This window comes from Geoalkalibacter subterraneus, assembly GCF_000827125.1.
GTDB lineage: Bacteria > Desulfobacterota > Desulfuromonadia > Desulfuromonadales > Geoalkalibacteraceae > Geoalkalibacter_A > Geoalkalibacter_A subterraneus.
Genome location: NZ_CP010311.1, coordinates 2,204,961 through 2,231,501 on the forward strand (window position 1 = coordinate 2,204,961; position 26,541 = coordinate 2,231,501).

Below are 26,541 nucleotides of genomic sequence, written 5' to 3' on the forward strand. Positions count from 1 at the left end.
CTTATTTTTCGCGACCCAGCATCGTTACTCGGGCCTCCTGATGACGACGATGCTTCGGGCCTTACGAGCTTCTTTCTTCAGATAGCCTTTCCGTACCAGTTGAGCGATCTGCTCGTGGGCGCTCGCGTGGCTGATACCAAGGACTTCCGACAATTCTTTCACCGTTGGCGGCAACCCCTTTTCATCGATGATTTGGCAAATGACCCTCAGCGTGTTTGCTTGTGGGTCGGTTATTTCCGATACCTTTCCCTTTCCCAAGGCGATTGCTCCGTGTCGTAGCCACTGAGCGGATTAAGCCCAATTTATGACCACAAAATATACGACCTGATGAACATCAGGCCAATAAAAAAACAGGACTTCTCGTCTGATTCCGTCATCTTGCACGTCCCTCCGGTAGGTAACGAACGCAAGTCCGGTTCAAGCCGGATGTAACCAGATAACCGACCAGAGGCGGAGCTGAGGCGGTTGTGGGTGCCATCGAACGCGCATCCCGACCGCCGCCGTTTTCTGGCATCCACGCCATCCAGCCCCCGGTCCAACCGGAGGTGTTCGATGTTGGATGTACAGGAAATGAATGATGGGCCAGGGACGGATGACCTTGGCAAAAACGGCAAACCCGGCCGCCTGTCGGGTGAGGCGAGGCTCCAGTCAGCCGCCTCCATTCTGGCCACGGCGATCCTGCGCCGAAAGGCAAAAAACGCATGTGTGGGCAATGAGTTAGATGCTTTCGAAGATTCTTCCCCTGTGCTCGGAGAAGGACTTGATTCATTGCCGGAACAGAGCATTCATTCATGACAACTCGTCCGGAAACCAAAATAAGGAGTTGAAAATGAATGAGTTACACAACGCCGCCACCGGCGGCAAGAATCAGGACCGAACCCGAAACTCGGTCCTTCGGCAGATGGCCCTGCTGCAATCCATGTCCCTGGAGCAGCTCCGGGAAAAATGGCTCGACCTCTACGGCGAAGAGCCGCCCCAGTACAAAAAGCAATTCCTCATCAAGCGGCTGGCCTATCGCATCCAGGAGCTTTTCTACGGCGGGCTGTCCGAGCAGGCCAAGGTCCATCTCCAGCAGGCCGCCAAGGAGGACCCGGTAGCCACTGTCAATCGACGCATCCCAGAAGAGCGGAAATCGAACGAGGCGCTCCTGCCCGGGACCAGACTGGTGCGGGTCTGGAACGACCGGCGCTATGAGGTGATCGTCCTTGCCGATGGCTATGAGTTCGAAGGCCGCACCTTCCGGTCGCTCAGCGCGGTGGCCAGGGAGATCACCGGGACGCGCTGGAACGGCAAGGTCTTTTTCGGGCTGAAGAAGGTTTACGGCAGAAAAGCCGAAGGAGGTTCGGATGCTTGATAACAGCAATGTAGCGCCGGGCAAAAACAAGACCCTGCGCTGCGCCATCTACACCCGCAAGAGTCATGAGGAAGGGCTCGAACAGGAGTTCAACTCGTTGGATGCGCAACGGGAGTCGGCGGAACACTATATCGAATCCCAGAGGATGCGGGGCTGGACGGCTCTGCCGGATCGCTACGACGATGGTGGTTTCTCGGGTGGGAACATGGAGCGCCCGGGGCTGCGCCGCCTGCTGGAGGACATCGATGCCGGGAAGATTGACGTGATCGTGGTCTACAAGGTCGACCGGCTGTCCCGCTCGCTGCTGGACTTCATGAAGATGATCGACCTCTTCAACGAGAAGGGTGTCAGCTTCGTCTCGGTCACCCAGCACTTCAGCACCACCGACCCCACCGGCCGGATGTTTCTCGGCATCCTGATTACCTTCGCCCAGTACGAGCGGGAGGTCATCGCTGAACGTATCCGGGACAAGGTGGCGGCCGCCAAGCGCCGGGGGAAATACTGCGGCGGCGTGCCCATCATCGGATATGACGTCGACCGGGAGAACAAGAAGCTGCTGGTCAACCCCGATGAGGCCAGGACGGTGCAGTACATCTTCCGCCGCTTCATCCAGATCGGCTCGGCCAAGAAGCTGGGCCAGGAATTGAACGAACAGGGATACCGGACCAAGGCCTGGACCACCAAGAAAGGCAAGGTGCGCGAGGGCTCCGAATGGAACACCGCCCACATCTACCGGCTGCTCAACAACCGGATCTATATCGGCGAGATCGCCCACAAGGATCGCAGCTACCCCGGGGAGCACGATGGGATCATTGACCGGGCGACCTGGGACAAGGTGCAGGTCATCCTGGAGGACAACAAACCGGTCAAGATTTCCATGGCCAGAACCAAAATGGTCGCCCCGCTGAAGGGCGTCATCCGCTGCGGCCACTGCGGATGCTCGATGGGACCGACCTACGCCCGCAAGAACGGCCGCCACTACACCTATTACATCTGCCAGAAGGACAGCAAGCGGACCGTGAGCCGGTGTCCGCTCAAACGGATTCCCGCCGGGGACATCGAGCAGGCCGTGGTCGAGCAGTTGAGCGCGGTGTTCCGCACACCGACGCTGGTGGCCAAAACCTTCTTTGCGGCCCGGGACATCGAGCAGGTGGAGCGGGAGCGGCTGTTCAAGCAGAAAGCCCAACTCGAGATGGAGCTGTCGCAGGCGCGGGAGCAAGCCCTCGAACTGATGAGGCCCGGCAACGATCAGCCGGGCAAGGCCGAGATGCTGACAACCGTCAACCGCCAGGCGGTCGAGCTCTCGAAACAACTGACGCACGTGAACGAGCGATGCAGAGCCTACCAGGGGAACAGCATCACGGAACAGGATGTTTCGGAGGCCTTCCAGAATGTCGAAGGCTTCTGGGAAGACCTTTTCCCGGTGGAGCGAAACCGGCTCATCCGCCTCCTGGTGGATAAGGTCGAGATCCGCGAGACCGGAATCGACATGGAGTTGCGCACCAACGGGCTGACAACGCTCATCGCCGAACTGGCTGGGCTGGCATGCGAAGTCACCGAACGGAGGGCAATTCGATGAAAAAATCGTCTGGAACTATTTTTGACGCCCGACAGGGCGGCCCCGAAGGGGTTAGCCTCAGGGATGGGGCGAACAAAATGAAGCCGACCATTACCGTAGCCGACAACGGCAACCTGCAGATCCACATCCCGATGCTGATCCGGCGCATGCGCGGCCGCAAGACGGTCATCGCTCCCCAGACCCTGGATGGAGAAATCACCGGAGCGCAGGAACCGGTGCAGTCCGCCGTCCTCCAGGCGCTGGGCAGGGCCTTTTCCTGGGCCGACATCCTCGAATCCGGCCAGATCAAGTCCATCAGCGAGCTTGCCCGTACCCTCGACGTCGATGGCTCGTATGTGGCCCGCATTCTCAAGCTGACGACCCTGGCCCCCGACATCGTCGAAGCCCTGATCAACGGTGAGGAACCCAACGGGCTCTCGCTGGCCAAACTGACCCAGACCTTCCCGGAGGACTGGGCCGAGCAGCGCCGCCAGTTCGGCTTTGCCACCGACTGACGACCGGACCGGAGACCGCCCCAGAGAGCCGACCATCAGCGTCGGCTTTTGATTCGCGCCATCCATGGCGCTCACCCTGCGGGCGGCCTGCGGCCGTCCAAATCCGCTGTCCTGCGGATTTGTCTTCTTTGGGGGCAGGAAACCGGAGTTGACCACGCTTCTTTTCATGGCCGAGGCGGGCGATTTCGAAAAAAACGTCCGGTTGCGGCATCGAACGATGACATAAGACAACCGCCCAAAATGGCAATCAGCCGCAAACCCATATCAATCAAGGATGTAGCTTTCCGGACGAGCTTCGGACTTGGTCCGGAGAAAACAGAGAATCAGGGGCCAAACAGAGAAAGAAAGGCGGGAAGATGGGGAGAATCGATGGAGCGGAGAGGTGCTTTGGAAAGATGTGAAACAGGCGCAAACCCTTTAGAAACAAGGGGAAAAAGAAAACCCGTCACCCCGGAGAATGACCCCAGAGAGACGGGTTTGTCTTTTGTAAATGGTGGAGGTGGCGGGAATCGAACCCGCGTCCGAAAGTCTTCCGCGCAAGGCGTCTACATGCGTAGTCCGTGTTTTGGATTTAACCTGACGGGGCTCCCACGAACAGGATATCCGACAGGCGAGCCTGCTTTGATTTCGCCTTCGCGCCGCAGGCGCTCGCTCAGGCTAGCCCACTAAATTGACGTCTTCAGAGCCACGCGGGCGATGAAACTGAAGACGTGACAGCAATTAAGCTGCCAGTGCGTACGAAACGTCGTTGTCGGCGTTTGTATAAGTGCCAGTTTTTTAACGAGGCCAACTGGCGTCCCCGGCATGCAACCTTCGTTTCCAACCTCCGTCGAAACCTTGGCACCCCCTTGTTATATTTATGAGGGGTCAGGCGTATGGAGTGACCTAAATATGACACAAATTATCTAAAAATTCAAGGGAGGATTTGTCCGGCCACTTATCCGGTTTATTTGTGATGCTCCCGAATGGCCCGGGCGGTTTCGCGGTCGTGCTGCTTGCGCTTGAGCGTTTCGCGTTTGTCGTAGAGCTTCTTTCCACGCGCCACGCCCAGCTCCAGCTTGGCACGGCTGTTTTTAAAATAAATTTTGGTCGGAACCAGGGAGAACCCCTTCTCATCAATCTTTCGGCTGAGCTTGGCGATTTCTTCTCTATGAAGCAGGAGCTTGCGCATGCGTACCGGATCGACAGCCTCCTGGCTGGCGAACTCGTAAGGGCTGATGTTCATATTGTGAATGAAAACTTCGCCGTTCTTTATCCTGCAGAAGGCTTCTTTCAAGTTGACCTTGCCCTCGCGGATCGATTTAACCTCGCTTCCCTTGAGGGCTATACCCGCTTCATAAACTTCGTCGATGAAGTAATCATGGTAGGCCTTTTTATTGGTTGCGATGATTTTAATTCCCATGCTGTTGACTCGATTCTGAATTCGCGGATGAAACAATACGATGGATGATCGGCATGACATTTTCAGGGGCAATGGAGCCGGACCGCATCTTGATCCATAAAAGGGACGCAACCATAAATGCCAGCGCAAATAGAGCAGAAAGCAGATCGGAGTCAATCCCGAGGCCGGCAGATTCGCCGATCTGCTGCCCGACAATCGCCCCCACAACCAGGGCAATCAGAGGAAAGATATAGAGCAGAAAGGAGCTGCGCAGAAAATTACGCGTGCTGGTGGCGACAATGACCTCATCCCCCACACGCGCGCCAAGGGGATTGAATGCCTCGACCCGTCGCATTTTATTGCCTTCGGAGGGTAGGCAATTGCCGGAGGCGACACAGCTTTTGCAGAAGCTGTTTTTTTCGCAGGCAACGACAGCGATTTCACCACTTTTGATTTCTACGACTTTCCCGGTTTCTTCCATCATACACATGACTCGTTTGTAAAAAGTGCGATTTTATCACATCCCGGCATCGAAATCTTGAATAATCTGACTGGATCTTTACGGACCAGCTCTGAAACGTTTCAAGGAAAAAGATTCTGGACGCCATTCTTGACGAGGGTGACCCGCTGTGCTAATTTCCCAGTAATTTACGGATGTTTACCTGCCTCGACCAGGTTTCTTCGGGTTTGACCCTAATCCTTTCTCAACGGTTTCTATTTTGCGCATCATTAGCGGCTCGGCACGCGGCACCAGATTATCCACTTTTTCCGGGCTCAATATCCGCCCTACCCCCGACCGGGTTCGCGAGGCCGTTTTCAGTATCCTTTTCAGCCGCACGGGGGTGTTCACAGGCAAAAAAGTTCTCGATCTCTACGCCGGATCAGGCGCGATGGCGCTTGAGGCCTTAAGTCGCGGAGCCGCCACGGCAACCCTGGTGGAGCGCGACCCGAAGGCGGTACGTTTGATCGAGGCCAATGCCCGAACCTGCCGTGTGAGCGACTCCGTTCAAATTATGCGTGCCGATGTGGACAGCGCACTGCGGAAGATGAGCGTAAACGACCCCTTCGACCTGATTTTCCTGGACCCTCCCTATGACCGGGGCCTGGCTACCTCTGCACTGGAACTGATCGATCAACAGGGCCTCTTGGCCCAAAACGGCATTGTCTGCGCCGAATGCGACCGCAAGGAAGATATTCCTCAGCAGATCGGCACATTGAGCTTGATCGATTCCAGACGATATGGATTGACGGCTGTGCATTTTTTCGTTCACACTGAACAGGGAGAGAACTAAAAATGAAGAAGCGGATCGCGGTCTATCCTGGATCCTTTGACCCCGTCACCTATGGGCATCTTGATATTATTCGGCGAGGGCTCGAGGTTTTCGACGAACTGGTGATTGCGGTGGCGCGCAATTCAGAGAAAAAAGGGCTTTTTTCGATACCTGAAAGGATCGAACTTCTGGAGCGCCTGGTCGATAACAAACGTGTGCGCATCGAAACTTTCGACGGCCTGCTTGTCGACTTTGTTCTTTCTCACGGCTCCCGGGTTATACTGCGCGGACTTCGGGCGGTATCCGATTTTGAATATGAATTTATGCTGGCGCAAACCAACCGCGCCATGCATGATGAAGTGGAAACCATGTTCATGATGACCTCGGTGCCCTATGTTTATCTCAGCTCCACCGTTGTCAAGGAAATCGCCACGCTGGGCGGACCGGTTGAGACATTCGTGCCCCCGGCGGTTCAGGATGCTTTGAAAAAGAAACTCTCGCAGAATTGATTCCAGGAGGCTGTCGGGCTCGCCATTCAACGTGCCACGGGAGGTGCCTTGTGATTACCAAAGACATGATAATTGCCGATGTCATCCGCAACCATCCGGAAACCATTGCCGTATTTCAGAAGTTCGGCCTGTCCTGCCGGGAATGTCAGATCGCTGATTTTGAAGAGGTGGAGCATGGTGCGGGGGTTCATGAAGTGGACCTGGAGCAACTCCTGGCCGAACTAAACAAGGTCTGCCAAAAGCAGGATTAAATCAACCGATCAGACTTTTTCGACGAAATTCTCCAGTTCATCCACCAGCCTGGCGAGCGCTTCAACGACCAGCGCTTCGATCTTTTCCCCTTTTTCAGCGCTGGCTCTGGACGGATCGCCGTGCACGCCGCCGGGCCAGTAGTTTCTTTTGTTGCGCACCAGAATGCCCTTGGGGAACTGCGGGGTTTCCCGGGGGCTCGTGCCTTTGACCAAATGCGGACGGGTAAAAAGGATGCGTGAGGTTTCGATCTCGCCCGCATGCGCATCGCCTGCCGTTTCGATCAAATCCCGCCCATGCTGTGCCGCCAGATCGTATTCTGTCACCACCGCAATTCTTGCCTGCGGCAGCCGCGCCAAAAGCTTTTCTCCCGCATCCACCAAAGCGGCGTTATGAGTGCCACCGGCATGTCCGCTGATCAGAACAAAATTGCGCATCCCCTGACGATAAAGATTGCTGACCAGGTCGACCGCCAACGCACGCAGCGTATCGGTGGTGATCGAAATCGTGCCGGGATGAGAGCTGGTTGAGCGGCACACCCCATAATAGATCGGCGGTGCCACGAAAACGGGACGTTTCTCAGAGAGGCGACAACAGACATCATAGGCCTGCATGGTGTCCGTCCCTAACGGAAGATGATGGCCGTGTTCCTCCACGGCCCCGAAAGGGATCAGAACGGTCTGCGTTTGCCGCAGCCCTTCAATAAACTCAGGCATGGTGATATCAGACAGGATCACGCGTCCAAACCTCCTTCAGGGTTCCGCATCACTCAAACCTCAAACAACATCGATAAAGCGATGGGTCTGCGGAATCACCCGCACCGGCGAATGAATACGGGAAACCTCCTGCTGCAGTTGGAGCAGAACTGTGCCCCGCACCGCGCAGCGCCCCTGTTCGGTCAACGGCTGAATGATCAGCGGCATCTGGGGTGCGATTTCATGTATCAGACCCGCCGCCTGGACGAGCTCTGATACCGGTGTCTGCTCACCAACCACAACCTTGACAAACCCTTCCCTCTTTGCCGCAATCCGCAGGAATTCCCGATGCTCATCCCATGGAGTCTGCGCGCCGCTTAACGATTCAAGCTTGAAATCCATCGAAACATAATCGATATCGCAGATGATTTTTTCCAGCGCCGCAGGCAGGGTCCCATTGGTTTCGAGGTAAACCGGCAGCAGTTCACGCAGTTGCGGGAGCCAGAGCTGAAGAGCCTCCACCTGCGCCAGCGGCTCTCCTCCGGTTAAACTGAGGGAGTGGTGCATGCCTGGCACGTTGCGGTGCCACTGGGAGAGAATGCCGTGCAGAATTTCGAGAGACACGGGGTTGGGCAAAGAGCGGAACTGCCCGGACCCGGGCGCATCTTCTATCCGGCAGTTGGGCTGCGGCTGATGCGGCGTATCGCAATATCGACAGGCGAGATTGCAGTCGGCAAAGCGCACAAAGATCTGGCGACAGCCGACCCACAGCCCCTCCCCCTGGATGGAAGAGAAGACCTCAATCAGCTTCGCTTCTTCAGTCGGCGACATAGCTTGCACAGGCATTATCCGATTCCCAGACCGTGACCCGTTTAACGAAAACATTGCCATCATTAAGCGATTCAGTGAGCTGCTCAAAAACAAAGCGGGAAATATTCTCCGACGAGGGGCTCAACTCGTCAAAGGGCTTGACCTCATTGAGATATTTGTGGTCAAGCAGGTCGAGCACCCGGTTGGTTTCACGCTTGAGCACTTTGAAATCCACGGCCAGCCCGGACTTATCAAGCTCGTGGGCACCGACCTCGACTTCAACTTTCCAATTGTGACCATGCAGGTTTTCACAATCGCCCTGATAGTGAATCAGGTTGTGCGCGGCAGCAAAATGAGACTGAATTTTAAGAAGAAACATGCAAAATCCTTGAATGCTGAGAGTTTTATTCTTCCTCTTCCGGGCGCGGCACATACTCGCCGGGAATGGCATACTCCTCCTGCGCCCACTTGCCGAGATCAACCTGGCGACATTTGGCGCTGCAGAAAGGGCGATGAGGATTCTCCTGCCAGGTGGTCCATTCACGACAGCGAGGGCACTTTATCCGTTGCAATTTTTTATGACTGTTTTTTTCGTCATTCATACTCATAACGTAGAATTGGTAGATTTGGGCTTTATGGGAAAAAGATATGCGAACTGCGGAATTGACAGGACTATTATACAGAAAAAGGCCAGGTTATTCACCTGGCCTTTTTATTTCTGGAGCGGGAAACGGGATTCGAACCCGCGACTTCAACCTTGGCAAGGTTGCACTCTACCACTGAGTTATTCCCGCTTGATTTGTGGCGTGTGCCGTCAAGCGCGCTAATAAATATCAAACGATTTCAACCAAGTCAACAAAAAATTTCTCAAAAAATTGTAACTGGTCAGCATGGCATCGCAACATCCCACACATGGTGAAGATACCAAAAATTTTGCCGGCGATTTTATTGATAGGAAGCCAGGTACCGCTTGACGCGGGAGACATAGGTCTGCGTTTCGGGGTAGGGAGGGATGCCGCCATATTGGCGTACAGTGGTGGGACCAGCGTTGTAGGCGGCAAGAGCCAATTCCAGATCACCGCCGAACTGGTCGAGCATCATACGCAGATAACGTGTGCCGCCACGGATGTTTTCTTCAGGGTCTGTCAGATTGCCGACATTGAGCCTGAGATAGCGAGCCGTTTCAGGCATGAGCTGCATTAATCCCACGGCCCCTTTGTTTGAAACCAGGGTCGGATCGTAGTTGCTCTCCGCTTTGATCACGGCGCGCACAAGCGGCTCTTCAAGTTTGTAGGTTCCAGCATAATGACTGATGATCTCGTCTAGTCCGGCGGAACTTTCCTTGCGATAGAACTCATAATTGCCGCTGGTGGGCCTGTTGGTAAAATGCACCACCCCGTCCGCGTCAACGTAGCGGAAGATATCGCTGTAGGCCGTACCGGGATTCGCCAAATGACTGAAAATCAGGACAAAAGCCGTCAATAGAATTGATTCTTTAAACATTTCAATCCTCTCGCCTCTTTCAGTGCAGATCAAAAATAGCCTGAAATTCAACTGGTTTAGCGATGTCAAAAGGCTTGACAATGCTGCTTTGGCATTCCCATAATGCCTGAGTGCTTAAATCAGACAAACGTATTGAAATGATCATTTTATGAGACACCTTTTGCGGCATTCGGCTCTTTAAATGACACTGCCCTGCCATGCAGGATTCGAGCCGTCAAATTGCCGCTCCCCCCGAGCGGGAGGGAGGCCCCTGAATGAAAGTCACATCTGATTTCCTCGTCATCGGCAGCGGCATTGCCGGTCTGAGTTTCGCTCTCAAAGTCGCCGAGCGTGGCACCGTATCCCTGGTCACCAAACGGGAGATGGCCGATTCGGCCACGAATCTGGCCCAGGGCGGGATCGCATCGGTTTTCTCCCCGGATGACAGTTTCGAAAAACATATCGAGGACACCATGGAGGCCGGTGCCCACCTGTCTCACCCCGAAGTGGTCAAGATGGTGGTGGAGCGTGGCCCTGAAGCCATCAAGGACCTGATCGACTGGGGCGTTGAATTTACCCGCAAAAAGGATAAAAGCTTTGATCTTCACCGCGAAGGCGGCCACAGCGAGCGGCGCATTTTTCATGTCCAGGATATCACCGGCCGTGAAATTGAGAGCACACTGATCGAGGCCGCCCGCAGCCACCCCAACATCCGGATTTACGAAAACCATATTGCAGTGGATCTAATCACCGAAGCTAAAGCCACCCACCGGCGGGTTTGTCCCAATTCTTGCCTGGGCGCTTATGTCCTCGACATTCAGGAGAAGGAAGTTTCGACTTTTGGGGCGCGTTATACCATTCTGGCCACAGGCGGCTGCGGCAAGGTCTACCTCTATACCTGCAACCCGGATGTGGCCACCGGCGACGGCGTGGCCATGGCCTACCGTGCAGGCGCGGCCATCTCCAACATGGAATTCATGCAGTTTCATCCCACCACGCTGTTCCACCCGCACGCCAAATCATTCCTGATCTCTGAAGCAGTGCGCGGCGAAGGCGCAATACTCAAGCGTCAGGACGGCACCGCCTTCATGGAGAACTATCACAAACTCAAAGACCTGGCCCCGCGCGATATCGTAGCCCGTGCCATCGACAACGAAATGAAGGTGCATGGCGACGACTGCGTTTTCCTCGACATCACCCACAAAGGGGCTGATTTCATCCAGGAGCACTTCCCCAACATCTATGAAACCTGCCTTTCCTACGGCATCGACATGACCCGGGAGCCGATTCCAGTCGTGCCCGCCGCGCACTACCTGTGCGGAGGGATTAAAGTCGATATGAACGGTGAGACGGACATTAAGAACCTGTTCGCCATCGGAGAAACGGCCTGCACCGGACTGCACGGCGCCAATCGTCTGGCCAGCAACAGCCTGCTTGAAGGGGTGGTCTACGCGAAGCTCGCCGCGCAAACCTGCATCAAGCGCCTTTCAGAGCCTGCCTCGCCCTTTCCCCTCATCTCTCCCTGGGATACGGGAAGCGCGCGTGACAGCGACGAAGAGGTAGTGGTTGCACACAACTGGCATGAGATCCGCCTTTCCATGTGGAATTATGTCGGGATCGTGCGCTCAACCAAACGTTTGGCGCGTGCTCACCGGCGCATCCAGATGATTCAGGAGGAAATCGCCGACTACTACTGGGACTTCTTCATCACGTCGGACCTGATCGAGTTACGCAATATCGCCACGGTCGCGGAACTGATCATCCGCTGTGCCCTCGAGCGTCACGAAAGCCGCGGACTGCACTACACCATCGACTACCCCGAAACCGACGACAGCCACTGGAAACGCGACACGCTGATTCGCAAGAACATCTGACGGAGGCGCTTTTGGACATCAATGAGATACGAAAACAAATAGATGCCCTGGACGACGAACTGCTGCGCATCTTCAATCAGCGCGCTCAGCTGGCCCTCGACATCGGTCACTGCAAGAAAAAAGTCGGTCTCGCGGTCTATGACCCGCAACGGGAAAAAAAGATTTTCGAGAGGATGAAAGGCGCCAATCCCGGCCCGTTGGATGACGGAGCCATTGTGCGCCTTTTTGAACGCGTCATTGATGAATCACGTCGTCTGGAACGGATCAAGACCAAAGGAGAGTAGATGCGATGCTGATTGTAATGAAGAAGACGGCGTCGGAAGACGATCTGCAGCATGTGAAGCAGTATCTTGTGGAACACGATTTCGATTTCCACCAGTCCACGGGAGCGGACCGCACCATCCTTGGCGTCATCGGCGACACTCACACCATTGACAAAGACGATCTGCGCGCCCTGCCCGGGGTGCTTGAAGTGTTTAAAATCCCGGAAGAAGAATAAACGCTGGCTCAGCTTCGGGCCCGTTCGACTTTGTAGACACCTTTGATTTTGTGAATGGCGTTGATGATCTTGTTGAGGTGGTCGAGGTTTTCAATCTCGATCTCAAAAGTATTAACCGCCCTTTTCTCCGCGGTAGCATGCATGTTGGCCGCAATAATATTGGCTTCGCCCTGGGTAATGGCGCCGGTAATCGCAGCCAGAATCCCCTTCTGATCATGGCAATAGACGTTGATTTTGACCGGCCGGGTTGTCTTTTTCTTCATATCCCATTCGACATCCACCCGCCGCTCGGGGTCTGCTTCAAGGACGTGCGGACAGTTTGAGGTATGCACTGTCAGCCCGCGCCCACGGGTGATAAATCCGATCACCTTATCGCCGGGCAGAGGATTGCAGCATTTGGCAAAGCGCACCATAATGTCCTCGATCCCCTGGATTTTAATGGCGCTTGAGGGTTTCTTGCGGATCTTGTTGAGAACCTGCCCGATGCGGCTTGGACGCGCCTCCTGCTCTGCGCGTAGCTTCTCCTCCGGCACGATGCGCGCGGCCGCCTGACCGGGGCTGAGCTTGCCGTAACCCACCGAGGCCAGCAGTTCATCCACCTGGTGAAATCCCAACTCCTCCAGCGCCCGGTTCATCTCCCCTGAGGAAAGGGCACGGTTAAAGCTCATGCCGTGCTTGCGCAGCTCTTTTTCCAGAAGATCCCGCCCGATTTCGATACTTTTCTCGCGCTGCTCGGCCTTGACCCATTGCCGGATTTTGTTGCGGGCCTTGGAGGTCCGCACGAACTTGAGCCAATCCTTACTGGGAGTATGATTGGGCGCGGTGATGACCTCGACCACATCGCCGTTGTGCAATTGCGTTTTCAGCGGCACCAGGCGGCCGTTGACCCGTGCGCCAACGCAGGTGTGGCCGACATCGCTGTGTACGGTGTAGGCAAAATCGACCGGCGTTGCTCCCTTGGGTAGCTCTTTGACTTCCCCGCCCGGGGTAAAGACAAAAACCTCTTCCGGGAACAGGTCGATCTTGACCGCATCCATAAACTCGCGGGAATCCGTAAGCTCACGCTGCCATTCCATCAACTGGCGCAGCCAGCCGAACCCGCGAGTCTCCTGCTCATCCCCCGGGGTCGTTTTCCCTTCCTTGTACTTCCAGTGTGCAGCGATCCCCTCCTCGGCCACATTATGCATGTCCCAGGTGCGGATCTGAACCTCCATGCGATCGCCGAAAGGGCCGATGACGGTGGTATGCAGCGACTGGTACATGTTGGCCTTGGGCATGGCGATGTAGTCTTTGAAACGTCCGGGAACAGGCTTCCAGGTGGAATGGATGATACCCAGCACCTCGTAGCACTCGCGCACGGAATCGACGATCACCCGGAAAGCAACCAGGTCATGAACCTGCTCAAAGTCGATCCCCTGCCGCTCCATCTTGAGATAGACGGAATAAAGATGCTTGAGGCGACCGGAAACCTCACCCTTGATTCCCTGCTCTTCAAGTTTGGCGGAGATCAGTTTTTTGACCTCTCCGATATAGCTCTCCCGCTCTTTCTGCTTGCGGCTGATCTTTTCGGAAAGTTCTTGGTAGGCCTTAGGTTCAAGGTAGCGAAAACTGAGGTTTTCCAACTCACCCTTGAGCCAGCTTATACCGAGTCGGTTGGCAAGCGGCGCGTAGATATCGAGAGTTTCCCGAGCGATGCGTCTCTGCTGTTCGACCGGCTTGTGAGACAAGGTCCGCATATTGTGGACTCGGTCTGACAGCTTGACCAGAATCACGCGGATGTCGCGTGCCATAGCGATGAGCATCTTGCGGAAATTCTCCGCCTGGCGTTCCTCGTGGGAGCGCAGGAAGAACTTGCCGATCTTGGTGACGCCGTCGACCAGTGAAGCAATCTCTTCGCCGAAGACCCCCTGGATTTCCTCGCGGGTAGTCAGGGTGTCCTCAAGTGCGTCATGCAGAAGCCCGGTGACGACGGTAGGAACATCCATGCGCAGCTGCGCCAGGATATAAGCTACCTCCATGGGATGCGTCAGGTAGGGTTCTCCCGACAGGCGGCTCTGCCCCTGGTGAACCTTGGCGCTGAACACATAGGCTTTGCGCACCAGGTCCAGGTCGGCACCAGGCAGATAGGAGCGGATTTTTTCAAGAATATCGTCGAGACGGACCATGAGGATGTATTCGGGAAAGATGATGCAGACATGAAAAAGGCAGACGACACAAGTTCGCCTGCCGAAATCAGCTTTAAACGAATCAGTTCTCCCGCAGGCAATAAACCCCTTGGACGGCAGCCAACCAGCCTGCCGGGCGGGTCAAACAATTCCGGAAAAGCTTATCTTTTACGCTTGGGAAGCTCGTATTCAACCTTGCCTGCCGCAATTTCACGCAATGCGACAACAATTTTCTTATTGTTCTGCTTGTTCTCGATAAGGGGGCTTGCGCCTTTATAAAGCTGCTTTGCGCGCTTGGCCGCAACCATGGCGAGCAGAAAACGGTTTGGAACCTGAACGAGACAATCTTCAACAGTAACCCTTGCCATGAAAAACTCCTTGAACGACTTGAAATATGATCAGATATCGAGATCGAAAACTTCGGTCAGACCGGGCAGAACCCGTGCGGTACGACAACCTTCTGCAATAACGATGGACTTGAGTGCATCCAGGGCGATATCAAAATCATCGTTGACGACAACATAATCGTAGTTAACCGACTCGCGGATTTCATCCCGGGCATTCTTCATGCGCCGTTCGATCACCTCCGCATCGTCTGTCTGACGATTCTCCAGTCTTTTGCGCAGCTCTTTCAGGTCAGGAGGGAGAATAAAAATAAAAACGCCCTCTCCGTAGGCTTTCCTGAGCTGAGCAGCCCCCTGAATATCGATGTCGAGCAATACGTCACAACCCTGCTCGCGCCAGTGCTCCAGAGTCTCGATGGCGGTGCCGTAGCGGTTGCCGTGAACCTCGGCCCATTCGGCAAAAGCGCCCTGTTCAACCATCTCTTTGAAGGATTCCGGGGTGATGAAAAAATAATCCACCCCGTCTTCTTCACCGGCCCGCTGGGCCCGAGTCGTGAAAGAAACAGAGTGCCGCAGGTGCGGGAAAAAGTCAACAAGCCGGTTGCACAGCGATGTTTTTCCCGCGCCGGAGGGGGCAGAGACAATGAAAAGACCTCCCTTCGGGCGACTCTTTGTCTGACTACTCGACATTCTGTACCTGCTCCTTGATCTTCTCCAGCTCCGCCTTGAGTTGAACAACCTGACGGGTCAACTGTGAATCATTGGACTTCGATCCCATGGTGTTGGCTTCGCGATTGAGTTCCTGCACCAGAAAATCAAGTTGCCGGCCGACAGGCTCCTGTTGTTGCAACAGGTCGTGAAACTGCTGAAGATGGCTCCTGAAACGTGAGATCTCTTCGCTGATATCACAGCGGTCGGCAAACAGTGCCACTTCCTGGGCCACACGCTGTTCATCGAAATCCACTTCGGAAGCAAGCCGCTCGAGTCGCTGCTTGAGCTTGACCTGCCATTCCTGAACAACCTCGGGCGCACGCGCGACGATCGTTTCAAGAACATCGCCGATCAGATCAAGACGTGCGGCAATATCTTCCTGGGTTGCGCGCCCCTCCGCCACCCGCATCGACTCAACAGCGTCGACCGCACTTTCAAGAGCCTGATCGAGACATTTCCTGATTTCTTCTGCAGCAACGGCGCAATCTTCCAGAACGATCACATCCTTCTGCGCAGCAAGCAGAGACAACGACAAATCGTCTTTCAAGTCATAAGCCGTGGTCATGCGGCGAAACATCTCCACATAGGCTTCGGCCAGGGCAGGATTGAAAGCAGGCGCGGCGGCTAGCTTTTCCTGCGAATCCTGGCTGATGAACAGATCGATTTTGCCGCGGCGCAGACGCTGGGAGACCCGTTTTCTGATCTCATGGTCATAGCCCATGAGAAAACGCGGAGCCTTGATGCTGACATCGCCGAAGCGATGGTTGACGGTTTTGATCTCCACCGTCAGGGAAAGGTTTTCGCTTTCCCCCTGCCCTTTACCGTAACCGGTCATACTTTTGATCATGCGTTGTCATCCTTTTGCGGGGATCGGCTCCCCTCCCGGGTTAAAGGGACCAGTAGATCAGCCCTTCATTTTCGATAACCTGGCGCGAATACATGGCCTTGACATCGATGACCACTCCGCATCCTTTACCGTTGCATGTCATCTCCCGCAGGCGCGCCGGAGTTATATCCTTGAACTTGTCATGTGACACCGCCAGAATCACGCCGTCCACGGGCAGGGAATCTTCAAGGCGACTGAGTTCCAGTCCATATTCGTGCAGGGTCTCCTCCGGAGTCGCCCAGGGGTCATGCACCAGCACCTCAACGCCGTATTCCTTGAGTTCAGAGACAATATCAACCACTTTCGTGTTGCGGATATCGGGCACATTCTCCTTGAAAGTCAATCCCAGTACCAGAATTCGCGCTCCCTTGACGGCCTTGTCAGCCTGAATCATTTTCTTAACCGTCATTTCGGCGACAAACTTTCCCATACCGTCATTGATTCTTCGACCGGCCAGGATCACCTGGGGATGATAACCAATCGCTTCAGCTTTATGGGTCAGGTAATAGGGATCGACGCCGATGCAGTGTCCACCGACAAGTCCTGGAAAGAATTTGAGAAAATTCCACTTGGTGCCAGCCGCAGCCAGCACATCCATGGTGGGGATCGACATCTTGTTGAAGATCATCGCCAGTTCGTTCATCAGGGCGATATTGAGGTCGCGCTGGGTGTTCTCGATGACCTTGGCCGCTTCGGCGACTTTGATGCTCGAAGCCCGATGCACGCCGGCGGTGACGACCATCTCATAAACAGCGGCGACCGTATTCAGGGTTTCCTCATCCTGGCCGGAGACAACCTTGACGATCTTGTCAACGGTATGAACCTTGTCGCCGGGGTTGATGCGCTCGGGGGAATAGCCCACTTTGAAATCAACGCCGCAGGTCAGACCGGATTCGCGCTCGAGGATCGGAACGCAGACCTCTTCAGTCACGCCGGGATAGACGGTGGATTCATACACCACGATGCTTCCGGGCTTGAGGTTGCGGCCAATGGCTGTCGAAGAGGACACCAGCGGCGAGAGATCCGGTTTGCGGAATTCATCGATGGGCGTCGGCACGGTGACAATGATAAAGCGCGCTTCCTGCAATCGTGCAGGGTCTTGCGTATAATCTATACTGGTTCGCGCAAGATCGTCTCCGCTGAGTTCACCTGTGGCATCGTAGCCATTGCGTAATTGCTCGATTTTTTTGCTGCTTATGTCAAAACCGATTACCTTGGTCTTATGGCCGAAAGCGGCCGCCAGCGGCAACCCGACATAGCCCAGGCCGACCATCGCAATGGCCGCATCTCCGGCTGCAATCTCCTGACAGGTCACCATTTTCACACCACCCTCCTTACCGATATATTTTTAAGATTGGATTTATCAACTGGATTTATTGACACTTCGTGAATGTGGAGTTACATGCAAAATTCAACCCCTTCCCCTACCCTGACCCTCCCCCGCTGGGAGGGGATTATTTATGGGCGTTTCAAGATAAAATCAACGGCTGCCGCCAGGTCGGCGAAACGGGTGACTTTGCCTGCAACCTCCTCCGACGCCTGTGAACCATATCCTGTCAATACCAACAATGGGGTGCAGCCTGCAGCAACGCCAGCCTCAATATCCGAGGCTTTGTCCCCCACCATATACGATTGCGCCAGATCGATCCCATGCTCTTCTGCCGCCTGCAACAAAAGACCGGGCTTGCCTTTGCGGCAGTCGCATTCCTGCCGATATTCCCCCTGCCCTTCGGTCGGATGGTGCGGACAGAAATAAAATCCATCAATGTGGGCACCGAAATAAACCAGTTCCGACTGCAGGTGTTCATGCAGGGCCTCAACCGCTCTCGGCTCGAAGTATCCCCGTGCAATCCCGGCTTGATTGGAGACGACCAGCACAACAAACCCCGCATCATTCAGGTGGGAGATAGCTTCGGGAGCGCCGGGGATGAATTCAAAATCCTCGACCCGGTGCAGGTAGTCTTTCTCCACGTTGATGGTGCCGTCGCGGTCGAGAAAAACCGCTCTGCGGAGCGGATTTTCTGTGAGGAGTGAGGGGTGAGGAGTGAGGGGGGTCAATTTGCTACCTTTCCCTTCAGGGAGTTCATCAATCCGCCGAATAAGCTAAAAATACGTTCGATTCGGTTCTGGATATTCCTAGTATCGTTCAAATAACCCAAGTCTTTGGCAAGAATAATCTGTGTATCCAATTCGCTTAAAGAACCCCGAGCAATCGAAAGAAATTGCAAAAATTCTTTTGGCCCCATACGGCCAGCTCCCTCAGCGATGTTGCTTGGGACCGAAATAGCTGCACGCCGCATTTGGTTGGTTAGAGAATAGACCTCATCGCGAGGAAATTTTTCTGTCGCCTCGTATATTTCTCGTACCAAGATCATTGATTCTTGCCACAGCCTGAGGTCATGATGTTTTCGCCTCACTCCTCACTCCTCACCCCTCACGGTATTGTTGAAGAATTTTTTCAACAAGACCTGTCGTCGATTTTCCGGCAACAAACTCAATAATTTCCACGCGGCCGCCGTAGCTTTCGACAATCTCCTTGCCGACGACTCCCTCGGGGGAGTAATCGCCGCCTTTGACCAGAATATCCGGCTTGACCGCACGGATCAGCTCCAGAGGAGTATCCTCGTCAAACAGGCAGACATAATCGATGCAATCGAGGGCAGCCAGGATATGGGCCCGCTCGTTTTCGCCGATCAGGGGGCGCTTTGGGCCTTTGAGACGCTGAACCGACTGGTCGGAGTTGAGGCCGAGCACCAGCAGGTCGCCAAGCCTGCGCGCTTTCTGCAGGTACTGAACGTGGCCCGCATGCAGCAGGTCGAAGCAGCCGTTGGTAAAGACAATGCGGCGTCCCTTTTCACGCTCACGTTCAAGGGCGACGCTGAGCACGTCCCGCGTCTTGATTTTCAGATCGCTGTCGCGGTGACTGCGGCCGACTGTTTCGAAAATTTCCTCGGCAGACACAGTCGAGGTGCCCACCTTGCCCACCACAATGCCCGCGGCGACATTGGACAGGCGCGCGGCCTCTTCCAGTGAAAACCCGCACGCCAGGCCGGCCCCAAGAACCGACAGCACCGTATCGCCCGCACCGGTGACATCAAAAACTTCCTTCGCCTCTGTGGGCAGGTGAATTTCGTCCCCATCACGGATGAAAAGGGACATCCCCTCTTCACTGCGGGTCAACACCAGGGCGTCCAGGTCAAGGGATTGGCGCAGCGTTCGACCGGCTTCGACCAGGTCGGTCTCGCTACGGATCTCAATCCCCGATGCGACTTGCGCCTCTTTGCGGTTCGGAGTCAACAGGGTTGCGCCACGGTATTTTTGGTAGTCGTTGCCTTTAGGGTCGACCAGAACCGGAACGCCTTTTTCCCGTCCAATTTCAATAATCCCGCGCAGCACCTCTTCACTCAGGACCCCCTTGAGATAATCCGACAGAAGGATAACCTGAAACTGGTCAATTCGATCGCGGACAAAATCCACCAGCACCCTGCCCTGGTCATCGTTCACAGGAGTGCGGCTTTCGCGGTCAATGCGCAGCATCTGCTGATTGCTGGCCAGGATGCGTGTTTTGCGGCTCGTGGTGCGTCCTGGCACGGCGACAATGCCTGCATCGTCGATATTTTTCTCGGACAGCATTTGTCGCAGAACCTGGCCATCGGCATCGTCGCCGACAACACTCGCCACGGAAACCCGGCACCCAAGAACCACGAGATTGTTGATGACGTTGCCAGCCCCGCCCAGGCGTAGATCCTCGCGCTGCACCTCCACGACCTGCACCGGCGCTTCAGGAGAGATCCGGTCGGTTCGGCCCCAGACGTATTCATCCAGCATCAGATCCCCCACCACCAGGATGCGGGTGCCGGGGAGATGCGTCATAAATTTTTCAACCAGAGTGCGATTCATGATTTCTTGTGAAGGCGATCAAGCACCGCCGCAGCGAAAAGAGGAATATTGATCTCGTGATGCCCGGTAATCGAGTAGCCGCGGCCATGCTCCGAGGTCGGGCGTTTGACGACGTTGGTCAACGGCCGGTAGTGCTGGATCATATCGAAATTGGCCGTGGAAAAACCGTCGACATGGTAGCCGAGATTCTGCGCGATGGAAAGAGCTTTAAGAAAGACTTCCGGCATCAGAACGGCGGAACCGACATTGAGCCAGACGCCACCGTCCCCAAGATCCGCAACCACTGAAGTCAGCAGACGAAAATCCCGAAAAGTCATCTCACCGATCACCGCGCCGTCAGCTTCGGGATGCTGGTGAATGATGTCGGTTCCCAGGGCAACATGGACGGTGCTGGGGATCTGCTGTTCCAGGCACGCCGCCAGCAGGCTGTACTCCTTGAACAGATGGTCGTTATCGACAATACAGCGCGCGATGGCCTCGCCATACCCCATCTCCTCCTCTTTCACCGCAGACTTCAAAGCCCGGTTCATCCCGCCGCCGGTTTCCTCGGAGAAACCGAAATCGCCGGAATGCAGAACGGCGCCGACGTCTTCCGACGTGGCCCCGACCAGAGAAACTTCAAAGTCATGAATCGCGGCTGAACCGTTCATGGCCACCGCAGTGATGGCATCGACATCGATCAAGGCTTTGAGCACCGGTTGCAGACCACACTTGATGACATGCCCTCCAATGGCCATTACCACAGGCCTGCCTTTTTCCCGCGCCCCAACTACCGCATCCACCACACCACGCAGTTGGTCGGCACCCAGAAGACGCGGCATGGAATTGATAACGTCGCTAAAAGACATTCCGGCTTTGGGCGGCGAGGCGAAATGGTCTTGGACATTGACTTTGTTGTTGCGGGTTTTTATGGAGTAGGTTTTGACTGGAGAGAAATCGACGGGTTGATATTTATGACTCATTTTCCCCTCGGAAATGTCTGTTTAGTGAAATGAGGACCGCTGCAGCCGCAAAAGACCGGCCCGGTTAAAGTTGACCGGTCAATACCAATAAACTATGATATCGTTCACTTTTTCGACGCAAACATGCGATCATATCGCTAACCGGCTATTTCTAGCCGATTATGGAATGAAAAGCAACCCACGCAAGAAAAGGACAGGAATTTAATGTTCAACAACAAGAAGGCCTTCTGGAACTTTCTCGGGGCATCCTGGGAGCAGGATGCCTTCGGCTCCATGAAAAACACTCTGCAGCAGACTGGGGAAAAGATCTCCTCTGATCCTTTAAGCTCTGTTGTCCGCACCACCGTTGCGGGGCAGCATTATTATATCAAGCAGTACCACCGGCGCGGGAAAAAACTCCGGCGTTTTCTCGGCCGCAGCCGGGCACAGGGGGAATGGCAGAATCTGCAGTACTTCGCAGAACTTGGAATACCTATTCCTCGCCTGGTGGCATTTGGTCGGCAAAGTCGTCTGGATCTAGCCGCAAAGCAGCAAATCAACCAGATTCTAAATTTTTTCGGGGCAAAAAGTTGAGGATTCCCCCTTTTCCCATGTCTTCACCTTCAGCCCCCTTCTACATCCACCCTGACTGGCAAAAAAGTTTTCAGGCCAATAGGCTGAATAACTTCGATGACCTCTGGGAACTCGAACTCGAGTTGGCAGATGCCGGCAACCGGGGCCGAGGCGAAGGAGGATGGAGCCGGGTCGGATTTTATTCACTCCCGGAGAGTCCATCCGCTTCGCCAAAAATCGTTGTCAAGAAACAGCAGAATTACCTTATTCGCACCTGGCGACAGCCCGTGCGGGGGATGCTGACTTTTGTTAAGGAATTCAACATGTTCCAGCGCATTGCGTCTCTTGGGATTCCTGTTCCACAGGTTGTTTACTGCGCCACACGCCGGCAGGGGAATCATCACCAGGCCATTCTTGTGACCGCTTGGCTCGAAGGATATGAGCCTCTGGATAAAATACTGGACTGCTGGCAAAGGTGCCGGCCTGATCGGGTCGAACGCGCCCGTCTTCTTCGTCCGGTAGCTGAAACGGTGGGACAGCTTCACCAAAACAGGCTGGCGCACCGCTGCCTGTACCCCAAGCATCTGTTTGTCGACACGAACCAGCCGCAGCCGCGCTGTTGCCTGATCGATCTTGAGAAAACACGCTGGTCTCCGTGGCGCGCAAACCTTCGCTGCCGCGATCTGGCCCAGCTGGTGCGCCATACTGAAAATTTTCCTCGCCGCGATGCAGTCGTTTTCCTGAGAGCCTATCTAGGCAGAGAGACGCTGGGGGCGGAGGGCAAAAAATTATGGCGGGCCGTTCACCGTCAGATCAAGCGGAAAACCCATTAAATGAAAATGATCGACTCCCCAGACCAACTTCCCTGCCGCATCGGCCTGCAGACTGCAACTGCGCCGGATCTCCAATGCGAACGGCTGCTCCGTCACCTGCCGGGACAACGCCTGGTTTACGCAGGCAACTGGGGACACCACCCGGTGGTCGCCAAAATTTACGGTGGCCACAGTGCCCATCGCCACTGGCGACGAGAAAAAAATGGTTGTAAAGCACTGCTTGATGCAGGAATCACATCGCCGGATCTGCTCTACGCCGGCACATTGGCCAACGGCGCTCCAGTTTTGATATTCGAGCGCCTCCCGACACCCTGCACGGCATTGGATCATTGGCTGCAGGCCAAAAGCGATGATCAGCGACTCGAGGTCCTGGTCCCTCTTGTAACATTGGTCGCAAAGGGACATCGAAAGGGATTGCTGCAATCCGACCTGCATCTGGAAAATTTCCTTTTCAGCCAAGGAACCCTTTACGCCATAGATGGCGACGGAATCCGGTATTCGAGAAAGCCTCTGAAAGAAAAAAACTGCCGCCGCAACCTGGCACTTCTTCTGGCCCAACTCCCCCCCCACCATGACCGTCTGCTCCCTGACATCATAGCCGCGTATCTGCACCATATGCCCTTGCAGAACCAGAATTTTACCGAACGCCTACTCCGAGACCTGAAAGCTGCGCGCCGGAGGCGACGGCTTAGCTATGTCGGGAAAAGTGTGCGAAACTGCAGCGAATTTGTCCGCCAGCAGGATTTCTATCAACTGACCCTTTTTCGTCGCGACCAAGACTCACCTTTGCTGCGGGAATTTCTCCGCGACCCGGACTCCCTTATAAAGCAGGGACGCATGTTGAAAGACGGCAACAGTTCCACAGTAGTCTGTGTCCCTGGAGAAAATGACAGCTCTCACTGGGTCATCAAGCGCTATAACATCAAAAACGCTTTTCACGCATTTAAAAAAGGGCTGAGACCGAGTCGCGCTTGGGTCTCATGGCGAAATGCACACCGCTTGAAAATCAGCGACATTCAAACGCCCCAGGCCATTGCAATGGTTGAAAAACGAATTGGCCCGTGGAGGCGAACCTGCTATTATGTGAGCGTTTGGTGTGACGCCCCCAGTGCCGCCACCTTAATCGATTTGCAGCACCCACAGGGACACCCGCAGGCGGACGGCCTGATCTCGCTGTTCCAGCAGTTCTTCAACTTGGGAATTTACCATGGCGACTGCAAAGCCACCAATTTCTTACTCATGGACAACAAAGCGTCTGTCATTGACCTGGACTCCATGGGTGAAAGCCGCTGGCGCTGGGCTTTTTTACGACATTACGCCATAGATCGCCGCCGTTTCCTGCAGAACTGGCAGCATAATTCACCACTGAAAAATTACTTCGACCAGCAACTGCCTTGATTTACCGAATAGTTAATGGAGCAAAAACACCAATGTCAAAAGTCATTCTCGGCCTATCCGGAGCCTTAACACACGATCCGTCTGCAGCTCTGTACATCAATGACAAACTGGTTGCAGCGGCAGAGGAAGAGCGATTTATTCGCGACAAACACGCCAAGAACAGGCTGCCCCTGGAATCAGCCCGTTTTTGCCTCGACTTCGCCGGGCTGAAACCGCGCGATGTCGACATCGTCGCCTTCCCCTTTGCTCCGATCGGTCTTAATCGCCCTGATCGCTGGCACTTTGCCAAACGCTACTGGTATGCACCCGATCGAGCTCTTTCCGCCCTCTTCAACGGCAATCGCCACTATCGTCGCAATGTCTCCAGAGTCCGCGAGTTACTGGGAAAGCTTGGCATCAATTGGGACACCGTGAAGTTTTTACCCGTTGAGCACCACCTCGCCCACGCCAGCAGCGCTTACCACCTGAGTGGCTTCAAAGGTAAGACAGCCATTCTCGGCATTGACGGCAAGGGCGAATACGCCACCACCTTTTTCGGATATGGCGAAAACGGAAAAATTCATAAAATCAAGGAATTCTACGATCCCGACTCCCTCGGCGGGCTCTACGGCGCCATGACGGAATATCTTGGATTCGACATGCTCGACGGCGAATTCAAGGTCATGGGAATGGCCCCCTACGGCGACTCCAGGAAATATGATTTTTCGCGTCTTGCACGCTTCGAAAAAGGGGAGCTTATCGTTAACACCCAGTTGGTTAATACCATCGGCCTGCGCCGTTACAAAGAAGATGGCAAAGGCTACTACTTCAGCCGCAAACTGGTGGACTGGCTGGGACCAAAACGCAAAGGCGACGACGCAGACGAGCCCTATATCGATTACGCCGCCTGCGTACAGCAGCTCTTTGAAGACCTGTCGCTGCAGATGATCGACTATTACCTCAAAGACGTATTGCAGGAAACCGGTCAGATCTGCTTTGCCGGCGGCAGTGCGCTCAATGTCAAGCTCAACCAGCGCATCATGGCGCTGCCCTATGTTAAGCGGCTTTTTGTCCAACCCGCAGCATCAGATGCCGGAACCGCGCTGGGAGCCGCCTCCTATGCAGCCCACCAGGCTGGATTCGAAGTCGAGCCGCTCAAACACGTCTATCTTGGCCCGCAATACACCACGGATGAATGTATTGCCGCCTGCAAAGACCATCCGGGAAAACCCGAATGGGAAAAAATCGAGGCGATCACAACGGCTACAGCCCGCCTGTTAGCCGACGGCAACCCCGTCGCCTGGTTCCAGGGGCGCATGGAATTCGGGCCACGAGCCCTCGGTTGTCGCAGCATACTGGGTTGCCCAAGCGTCAAGGGGGTTGCCGACCGCATCAATGAGCAGATCAAGTTCCGCGAACGCTGGCGCCCTTTCTGCCCCAGCCTGCTTGACAGAATCGCACCGGAGGTTTTGCAGACCGACCACCCGGCTCCCTATATGACCTTTACCTTCGATGTGAATCCCGAATGGAAGGACCGCATCCCTGAAGTTGTGCACGAGGATGGGACTTCTCGCGCACAGGTGGTTGAAAAAGAAACCAACCCACGCTACTACGCTCTCATCGAAGAACTGGAAAAACTCACCGGCAACGCCGTCGTCCTGAACACATCACTCAACCGGCGCGGAGAACCTATGGTTTGCTCACCACAAGACGCGCTGAATATGTTCTATGCCAGTGATCTGAAGTATCTGGTAATGGAAGATGTGTTGGTGAGGAAGGCTGTTTAACGATGACAAAACCGCTCAAACTTTATTGGTCATCCGGTTTGAAAAACGGGAAAAAGAATTTCGGGGATTGGTTATCACCTGTTTTGTGTGAAGCAATCAGCGGCCGGGAAGTGGTGTACGCCAAGCCCCGGCATTGTGACCTGGTCGCAGTAGGTAGCATCCTCCAGCGACTCAAAAATCACTTCTGGAGCCACCGAGTGCATGTCTGGGGCAGCGGCCTCATTGAGCAGGTACCGTCTTTCAGCACACCCCACTTCATCCATGCCGTACGTGGCAAACTCACGGCGTCAACCTTACGCAACCGAACGGTTGACACTCTAGGCGATCCAGGTTTGCTTTGCGACATACTGCTCCCGGAGAAACACCCTCATAAAAAGTTCCGGATCGGTGTCGTACCTCATTACAAAGACCAGGGGCATTCAGCTGTTGCTGAATTTGCAAAACAGCCTGGCGTGTGCGTAATCGACATCTTATCCGAAACAGATGAGTTTTTGAATCAGGTCAGCCGTTGTGAACATATTCTCTCTTCCAGTCTGCATGGCTTGATTGTCGCAGACGCGCTTGAAATTCCCAACGGTTGGATTAAAATTTCAAACGGAGTTCGCGGGAACGATTTTAAATTTTCAGATTACTATTCTATTTTCGGGCTGGAGTCTCCCAACCCCTTTCCTTTTTGCAACACAACTACTGTGCATGAAGTCGAGAAATGGTGCCTTGAGTATCACCGCCCTGGTTTGAGAGAAATCAAACAGCGACTCCATGATGCATTTCCTTTCCGTTAATTTGAAACTTTTACCTTAAGTCATCCCTTCAGGGAAGTTTGCAGA

Annotated in this window: 32 protein-coding genes, 1 tRNA gene and 1 other RNA gene; 15 read left to right on the plus strand and 19 right to left on the minus strand. The window is 54.7% G+C overall.

Going from position 1 to position 26,541, the window contains the following annotated elements; genetic code table 11:
* Positions 1 to 24 precede the first annotated feature (24 nt).
* Positions 25 to 258, minus strand: coding sequence for a LexA family protein (locus tag GSUB_RS10210; protein ID WP_040200651.1), 234 nt, complete (start codon positions 256 to 258; stop codon positions 25 to 27).
* A 294-nt stretch (positions 259 to 552) separates the two neighbouring features.
* On the opposite strand from GSUB_RS10210, the gene GSUB_RS10215 reads away from it, so the two are divergent.
* From GSUB_RS10215 to GSUB_RS10230, 4 genes are all read left to right on the plus strand, one after another.
* The gene (locus tag GSUB_RS10215; protein ID WP_040200653.1) at positions 553 to 795 is read left to right on the plus strand and encodes a hypothetical protein; all 243 of its coding nucleotides are present in this window, start codon (positions 553 to 555) and stop codon (positions 793 to 795) included.
* A 34-nt stretch (positions 796 to 829) separates the two neighbouring features.
* Complete coding sequence (locus tag GSUB_RS10220) at positions 830 to 1,354, plus strand: DUF2924 domain-containing protein (protein WP_040200655.1); 525 nt, start codon at positions 830 to 832, stop codon at positions 1,352 to 1,354.
* Positions 1,347 to 2,933, plus strand: a complete 1,587-nt coding sequence (locus GSUB_RS10225) for a recombinase family protein (protein ID WP_040200656.1) — start codon at positions 1,347 to 1,349, stop codon at positions 2,931 to 2,933. Before GSUB_RS10220 ends, GSUB_RS10225 begins: the two co-directional genes overlap by 8 nt.
* A 77-nt stretch (positions 2,934 to 3,010) precedes the next feature.
* The gene (locus GSUB_RS10230) at positions 3,011 to 3,427 is read left to right on the plus strand and encodes a hypothetical protein (protein WP_040202377.1); all 417 of its coding nucleotides are present in this window, start codon (positions 3,011 to 3,013) and stop codon (positions 3,425 to 3,427) included.
* A gap of 491 nt (positions 3,428 to 3,918) precedes the next feature.
* Here the strand turns inward: GSUB_RS10230 and ssrA are convergent.
* From ssrA to GSUB_RS10240, 3 genes are all read right to left on the minus strand, one after another.
* Positions 3,919 to 4,275: a transfer-messenger RNA gene (gene ssrA, locus GSUB_RS18650) on the minus strand.
* A 98-nt stretch (positions 4,276 to 4,373) separates the two neighbouring features.
* Positions 4,374 to 4,829, minus strand: a complete 456-nt coding sequence (gene smpB / locus GSUB_RS10235; RefSeq protein ID WP_040200658.1) for an SsrA-binding protein SmpB — start codon at positions 4,827 to 4,829, stop codon at positions 4,374 to 4,376.
* Complete coding sequence (locus GSUB_RS10240; RefSeq protein WP_040200660.1) at positions 4,819 to 5,292, minus strand: SoxR reducing system RseC family protein; 474 nt, start codon at positions 5,290 to 5,292, stop codon at positions 4,819 to 4,821. Before GSUB_RS10240 ends, smpB begins: the two co-directional genes overlap by 11 nt.
* A 235-nt stretch (positions 5,293 to 5,527) precedes the next feature.
* On the opposite strand from GSUB_RS10240, the gene rsmD reads away from it, so the two are divergent.
* The 3 genes from rsmD to GSUB_RS10255 are packed head-to-tail and all read left to right on the plus strand — an operon-like array spanning position 5,528 to position 6,839.
* The gene (rsmD, locus tag GSUB_RS10245; protein ID WP_040200662.1) at positions 5,528 to 6,100 is read left to right on the plus strand and encodes a 16S rRNA (guanine(966)-N(2))-methyltransferase RsmD; all 573 of its coding nucleotides are present in this window, start codon (positions 5,528 to 5,530) and stop codon (positions 6,098 to 6,100) included.
* A 2-nt stretch (positions 6,101 to 6,102) separates the two neighbouring features.
* On the plus strand, positions 6,103 to 6,588 hold the full coding sequence (gene coaD / locus GSUB_RS10250) for a pantetheine-phosphate adenylyltransferase (protein ID WP_040200664.1): 486 nt from the start codon (positions 6,103 to 6,105) through the stop codon (positions 6,586 to 6,588).
* A gap of 50 nt (positions 6,589 to 6,638) precedes the next feature.
* Positions 6,639 to 6,839, plus strand: a complete 201-nt coding sequence (locus GSUB_RS10255) for a DUF1858 domain-containing protein (protein WP_040200666.1) — start codon at positions 6,639 to 6,641, stop codon at positions 6,837 to 6,839.
* 9 nt (positions 6,840 to 6,848) lie between these two features.
* Here the strand turns inward: GSUB_RS10255 and GSUB_RS10260 are convergent, their stop codons facing one another.
* The 6 genes from GSUB_RS10260 to GSUB_RS10285 form a co-directional block, all read right to left on the minus strand.
* The gene (locus tag GSUB_RS10260) at positions 6,849 to 7,574 is read right to left on the minus strand and encodes a creatininase family protein (protein ID WP_040200667.1); all 726 of its coding nucleotides are present in this window, start codon (positions 7,572 to 7,574) and stop codon (positions 6,849 to 6,851) included.
* A gap of 39 nt (positions 7,575 to 7,613) precedes the next feature.
* Positions 7,614 to 8,378 (minus strand): 7-carboxy-7-deazaguanine synthase QueE, encoded by a 765-nt coding sequence (locus GSUB_RS10265; RefSeq protein ID WP_040200668.1) that lies wholly within the window; start codon positions 8,376 to 8,378, stop codon positions 7,614 to 7,616.
* Entirely contained in the window at positions 8,350 to 8,721 is a 372-nt protein-coding gene (gene queD, locus GSUB_RS10270; RefSeq protein ID WP_040200670.1) for a 6-carboxytetrahydropterin synthase QueD, read from the minus strand. Before queD ends, GSUB_RS10265 begins: the two co-directional genes overlap by 29 nt.
* 25 nt (positions 8,722 to 8,746) lie before the next feature.
* Complete coding sequence (locus tag GSUB_RS10275; protein WP_040200672.1) at positions 8,747 to 8,944, minus strand: DNA gyrase inhibitor YacG; 198 nt, start codon at positions 8,942 to 8,944, stop codon at positions 8,747 to 8,749.
* A gap of 117 nt (positions 8,945 to 9,061) precedes the next feature.
* Positions 9,062 to 9,136 (minus strand) — tRNA-Gly (locus GSUB_RS10280).
* A gap of 151 nt (positions 9,137 to 9,287) precedes the next feature.
* A complete protein-coding gene (locus GSUB_RS10285) occupies positions 9,288 to 9,845 on the minus strand; it encodes a lytic transglycosylase domain-containing protein (protein WP_040200673.1) in 558 nt (185 codons plus the stop codon).
* 254 nt (positions 9,846 to 10,099) lie between these two features.
* Between GSUB_RS10285 and nadB the strand changes: the two genes are divergently transcribed.
* The 3 genes from nadB to GSUB_RS10300 are packed head-to-tail and all read left to right on the plus strand — an operon-like array spanning position 10,100 to position 12,197.
* On the plus strand, positions 10,100 to 11,698 hold the full coding sequence (nadB, locus tag GSUB_RS10290) for an L-aspartate oxidase (protein ID WP_040200674.1): 1,599 nt from the start codon (positions 10,100 to 10,102) through the stop codon (positions 11,696 to 11,698).
* An 11-nt stretch (positions 11,699 to 11,709) separates the two neighbouring features.
* Positions 11,710 to 11,982 (plus strand): chorismate mutase, encoded by a 273-nt coding sequence (gene pheA / locus GSUB_RS10295; protein WP_040200675.1) that lies wholly within the window; start codon positions 11,710 to 11,712, stop codon positions 11,980 to 11,982.
* A gap of 5 nt (positions 11,983 to 11,987) precedes the next feature.
* On the plus strand, positions 11,988 to 12,197 hold the full coding sequence (locus GSUB_RS10300) for a hypothetical protein (protein WP_040200677.1): 210 nt from the start codon (positions 11,988 to 11,990) through the stop codon (positions 12,195 to 12,197).
* A gap of 8 nt (positions 12,198 to 12,205) precedes the next feature.
* On the opposite strand, the gene GSUB_RS10305 is transcribed toward GSUB_RS10300, so the two are convergent.
* From GSUB_RS10305 to GSUB_RS10345, 9 genes are all read right to left on the minus strand, one after another.
* The gene (locus tag GSUB_RS10305; protein ID WP_040200678.1) at positions 12,206 to 14,362 is read right to left on the minus strand and encodes a RelA/SpoT family protein; all 2,157 of its coding nucleotides are present in this window, start codon (positions 14,360 to 14,362) and stop codon (positions 12,206 to 12,208) included.
* Between the two features lie 161 nt (positions 14,363 to 14,523).
* Entirely contained in the window at positions 14,524 to 14,730 is a 207-nt protein-coding gene (gene rpoZ, locus GSUB_RS10310; RefSeq protein WP_040200679.1) for a DNA-directed RNA polymerase subunit omega, read from the minus strand.
* A 30-nt stretch (positions 14,731 to 14,760) separates the two neighbouring features.
* Positions 14,761 to 15,396: a guanylate kinase gene (gene gmk / locus GSUB_RS10315; protein WP_040200681.1), complete on the minus strand. Its 636-nt coding sequence runs from the start codon at positions 15,394 to 15,396 to the stop codon at positions 14,761 to 14,763.
* Positions 15,386 to 16,264 (minus strand): YicC/YloC family endoribonuclease, encoded by an 879-nt coding sequence (locus tag GSUB_RS10320; RefSeq protein ID WP_040200682.1) that lies wholly within the window; start codon positions 16,262 to 16,264, stop codon positions 15,386 to 15,388. The genes gmk and GSUB_RS10320 overlap by 11 nt, the downstream gene beginning before the upstream one ends.
* 40 nt (positions 16,265 to 16,304) lie before the next feature.
* Positions 16,305 to 17,621 carry a nucleotide sugar dehydrogenase gene (locus GSUB_RS10325; protein ID WP_040202379.1) on the minus strand — a complete coding sequence of 439 codons (1,317 nt, stop codon included), beginning with the start codon at positions 17,619 to 17,621 and terminating at the stop codon, positions 16,305 to 16,307.
* A 140-nt stretch (positions 17,622 to 17,761) separates the two neighbouring features.
* A complete protein-coding gene (gmhB, locus tag GSUB_RS10330) occupies positions 17,762 to 18,361 on the minus strand; it encodes a D-glycero-beta-D-manno-heptose 1,7-bisphosphate 7-phosphatase (RefSeq protein ID WP_040200684.1) in 600 nt (199 codons plus the stop codon).
* Positions 18,358 to 18,720 (minus strand): four helix bundle protein, encoded by a 363-nt coding sequence (locus GSUB_RS10335; RefSeq protein ID WP_040200686.1) that lies wholly within the window; start codon positions 18,718 to 18,720, stop codon positions 18,358 to 18,360. The genes gmhB and GSUB_RS10335 overlap by 4 nt, the downstream gene beginning before the upstream one ends.
* 10 nt (positions 18,721 to 18,730) lie before the next feature.
* The gene (gene hldE, locus GSUB_RS10340; protein ID WP_052464849.1) at positions 18,731 to 20,203 is read right to left on the minus strand and encodes a bifunctional D-glycero-beta-D-manno-heptose-7-phosphate kinase/D-glycero-beta-D-manno-heptose 1-phosphate adenylyltransferase HldE; all 1,473 of its coding nucleotides are present in this window, start codon (positions 20,201 to 20,203) and stop codon (positions 18,731 to 18,733) included.
* Entirely contained in the window at positions 20,200 to 21,165 is a 966-nt protein-coding gene (locus tag GSUB_RS10345; protein WP_040200687.1) for a GSU2086 family protein, read from the minus strand. The genes hldE and GSUB_RS10345 overlap by 4 nt, the downstream gene beginning before the upstream one ends.
* Positions 21,166 to 21,369: 204 nt before the next feature.
* On the opposite strand from GSUB_RS10345, the gene GSUB_RS19090 reads away from it, so the two are divergent.
* The 5 genes from GSUB_RS19090 (at position 21,370) to GSUB_RS10370 (ending at position 26,496) form a co-directional block, all read left to right on the plus strand.
* Positions 21,370 to 21,738, plus strand: coding sequence for a lipopolysaccharide kinase InaA family protein (locus tag GSUB_RS19090; protein ID WP_052464850.1), 369 nt, complete (start codon positions 21,370 to 21,372; stop codon positions 21,736 to 21,738).
* Positions 21,739 to 21,755: 17 nt separating this feature from the next.
* Positions 21,756 to 22,550 (plus strand): lipopolysaccharide kinase InaA family protein, encoded by a 795-nt coding sequence (locus GSUB_RS10355; protein ID WP_052464851.1) that lies wholly within the window; start codon positions 21,756 to 21,758, stop codon positions 22,548 to 22,550.
* A gap of 144 nt (positions 22,551 to 22,694) precedes the next feature.
* The gene (locus tag GSUB_RS10360) at positions 22,695 to 23,948 is read left to right on the plus strand and encodes a lipopolysaccharide kinase InaA family protein (RefSeq protein WP_158414072.1); all 1,254 of its coding nucleotides are present in this window, start codon (positions 22,695 to 22,697) and stop codon (positions 23,946 to 23,948) included.
* Between the two features lie 32 nt (positions 23,949 to 23,980).
* Entirely contained in the window at positions 23,981 to 25,714 is a 1,734-nt protein-coding gene (locus tag GSUB_RS10365; RefSeq protein WP_040200689.1) for a carbamoyltransferase family protein, read from the plus strand.
* A 2-nt stretch (positions 25,715 to 25,716) separates the two neighbouring features.
* Entirely contained in the window at positions 25,717 to 26,496 is a 780-nt protein-coding gene (locus GSUB_RS10370) for a polysaccharide pyruvyl transferase family protein (RefSeq protein WP_040200690.1), read from the plus strand.
* Positions 26,497 to 26,541 lie beyond the last annotated feature (45 nt).

Bases quoted from the DNA above. Each gene is read 5' to 3' on its own strand.
- GSUB_RS10215 (WP_040200653.1), top strand. From the start codon at position 553: ATGTTGGATGTACAGGAAATGAATGATGGGCCAGGGACGGATGACCTT.
- GSUB_RS10220 (WP_040200655.1), top strand. From the start codon at position 830: ATGAATGAGTTACACAACGCCGCCACCGGCGGCAAGAATCAGGACCGA.
- GSUB_RS10225 (WP_040200656.1), top strand. From the start codon at position 1,347: ATGCTTGATAACAGCAATGTAGCGCCGGGCAAAAACAAGACCCTGCGC.
- GSUB_RS10230 (WP_040202377.1), top strand. From the start codon at position 3,011: ATGAAGCCGACCATTACCGTAGCCGACAACGGCAACCTGCAGATCCAC.
- smpB (WP_040200658.1), bottom strand. From the start codon at position 4,829: ATGGGAATTAAAATCATCGCAACCAATAAAAAGGCCTACCATGATTAC.
- GSUB_RS10240 (WP_040200660.1), bottom strand. From the start codon at position 5,292: ATGATGGAAGAAACCGGGAAAGTCGTAGAAATCAAAAGTGGTGAAATC.
- coaD (WP_040200664.1), top strand. From the start codon at position 6,103: ATGAAGAAGCGGATCGCGGTCTATCCTGGATCCTTTGACCCCGTCACC.
- GSUB_RS10265 (WP_040200668.1), bottom strand. From the start codon at position 8,378: ATGCCTGTGCAAGCTATGTCGCCGACTGAAGAAGCGAAGCTGATTGAG.
- queD (WP_040200670.1), bottom strand. From the start codon at position 8,721: ATGTTTCTTCTTAAAATTCAGTCTCATTTTGCTGCCGCGCACAACCTG.
- GSUB_RS10275 (WP_040200672.1), bottom strand. From the start codon at position 8,944: ATGAATGACGAAAAAAACAGTCATAAAAAATTGCAACGGATAAAGTGC.
- GSUB_RS10285 (WP_040200673.1), bottom strand. From the start codon at position 9,845: ATGTTTAAAGAATCAATTCTATTGACGGCTTTTGTCCTGATTTTCAGT.
- nadB (WP_040200674.1), top strand. From the start codon at position 10,100: ATGAAAGTCACATCTGATTTCCTCGTCATCGGCAGCGGCATTGCCGGT.
- GSUB_RS10300 (WP_040200677.1), top strand. From the start codon at position 11,988: ATGCTGATTGTAATGAAGAAGACGGCGTCGGAAGACGATCTGCAGCAT.
- GSUB_RS10305 (WP_040200678.1), bottom strand. From the start codon at position 14,362: ATGGTCCGTCTCGACGATATTCTTGAAAAAATCCGCTCCTATCTGCCT.
- rpoZ (WP_040200679.1), bottom strand. From the start codon at position 14,730: ATGGCAAGGGTTACTGTTGAAGATTGTCTCGTTCAGGTTCCAAACCGT.
- gmk (WP_040200681.1), bottom strand. From the start codon at position 15,396: ATGTCGAGTAGTCAGACAAAGAGTCGCCCGAAGGGAGGTCTTTTCATT.
- GSUB_RS10320 (WP_040200682.1), bottom strand. From the start codon at position 16,264: ATGATCAAAAGTATGACCGGTTACGGTAAAGGGCAGGGGGAAAGCGAA.
- GSUB_RS10325 (WP_040202379.1), bottom strand. From the start codon at position 17,621: ATGGTGACCTGTCAGGAGATTGCAGCCGGAGATGCGGCCATTGCGATG.
- hldE (WP_052464849.1), bottom strand. From the start codon at position 20,203: ATGAATCGCACTCTGGTTGAAAAATTTATGACGCATCTCCCCGGCACC.
- GSUB_RS10345 (WP_040200687.1), bottom strand. From the start codon at position 21,165: ATGAGTCATAAATATCAACCCGTCGATTTCTCTCCAGTCAAAACCTAC.
- GSUB_RS19090 (WP_052464850.1), top strand. From the start codon at position 21,370: ATGTTCAACAACAAGAAGGCCTTCTGGAACTTTCTCGGGGCATCCTGG.
- GSUB_RS10355 (WP_052464851.1), top strand. From the start codon at position 21,756: ATGTCTTCACCTTCAGCCCCCTTCTACATCCACCCTGACTGGCAAAAA.
- GSUB_RS10365 (WP_040200689.1), top strand. From the start codon at position 23,981: ATGTCAAAAGTCATTCTCGGCCTATCCGGAGCCTTAACACACGATCCG.
- GSUB_RS10370 (WP_040200690.1), top strand. From the start codon at position 25,717: ATGACAAAACCGCTCAAACTTTATTGGTCATCCGGTTTGAAAAACGGG.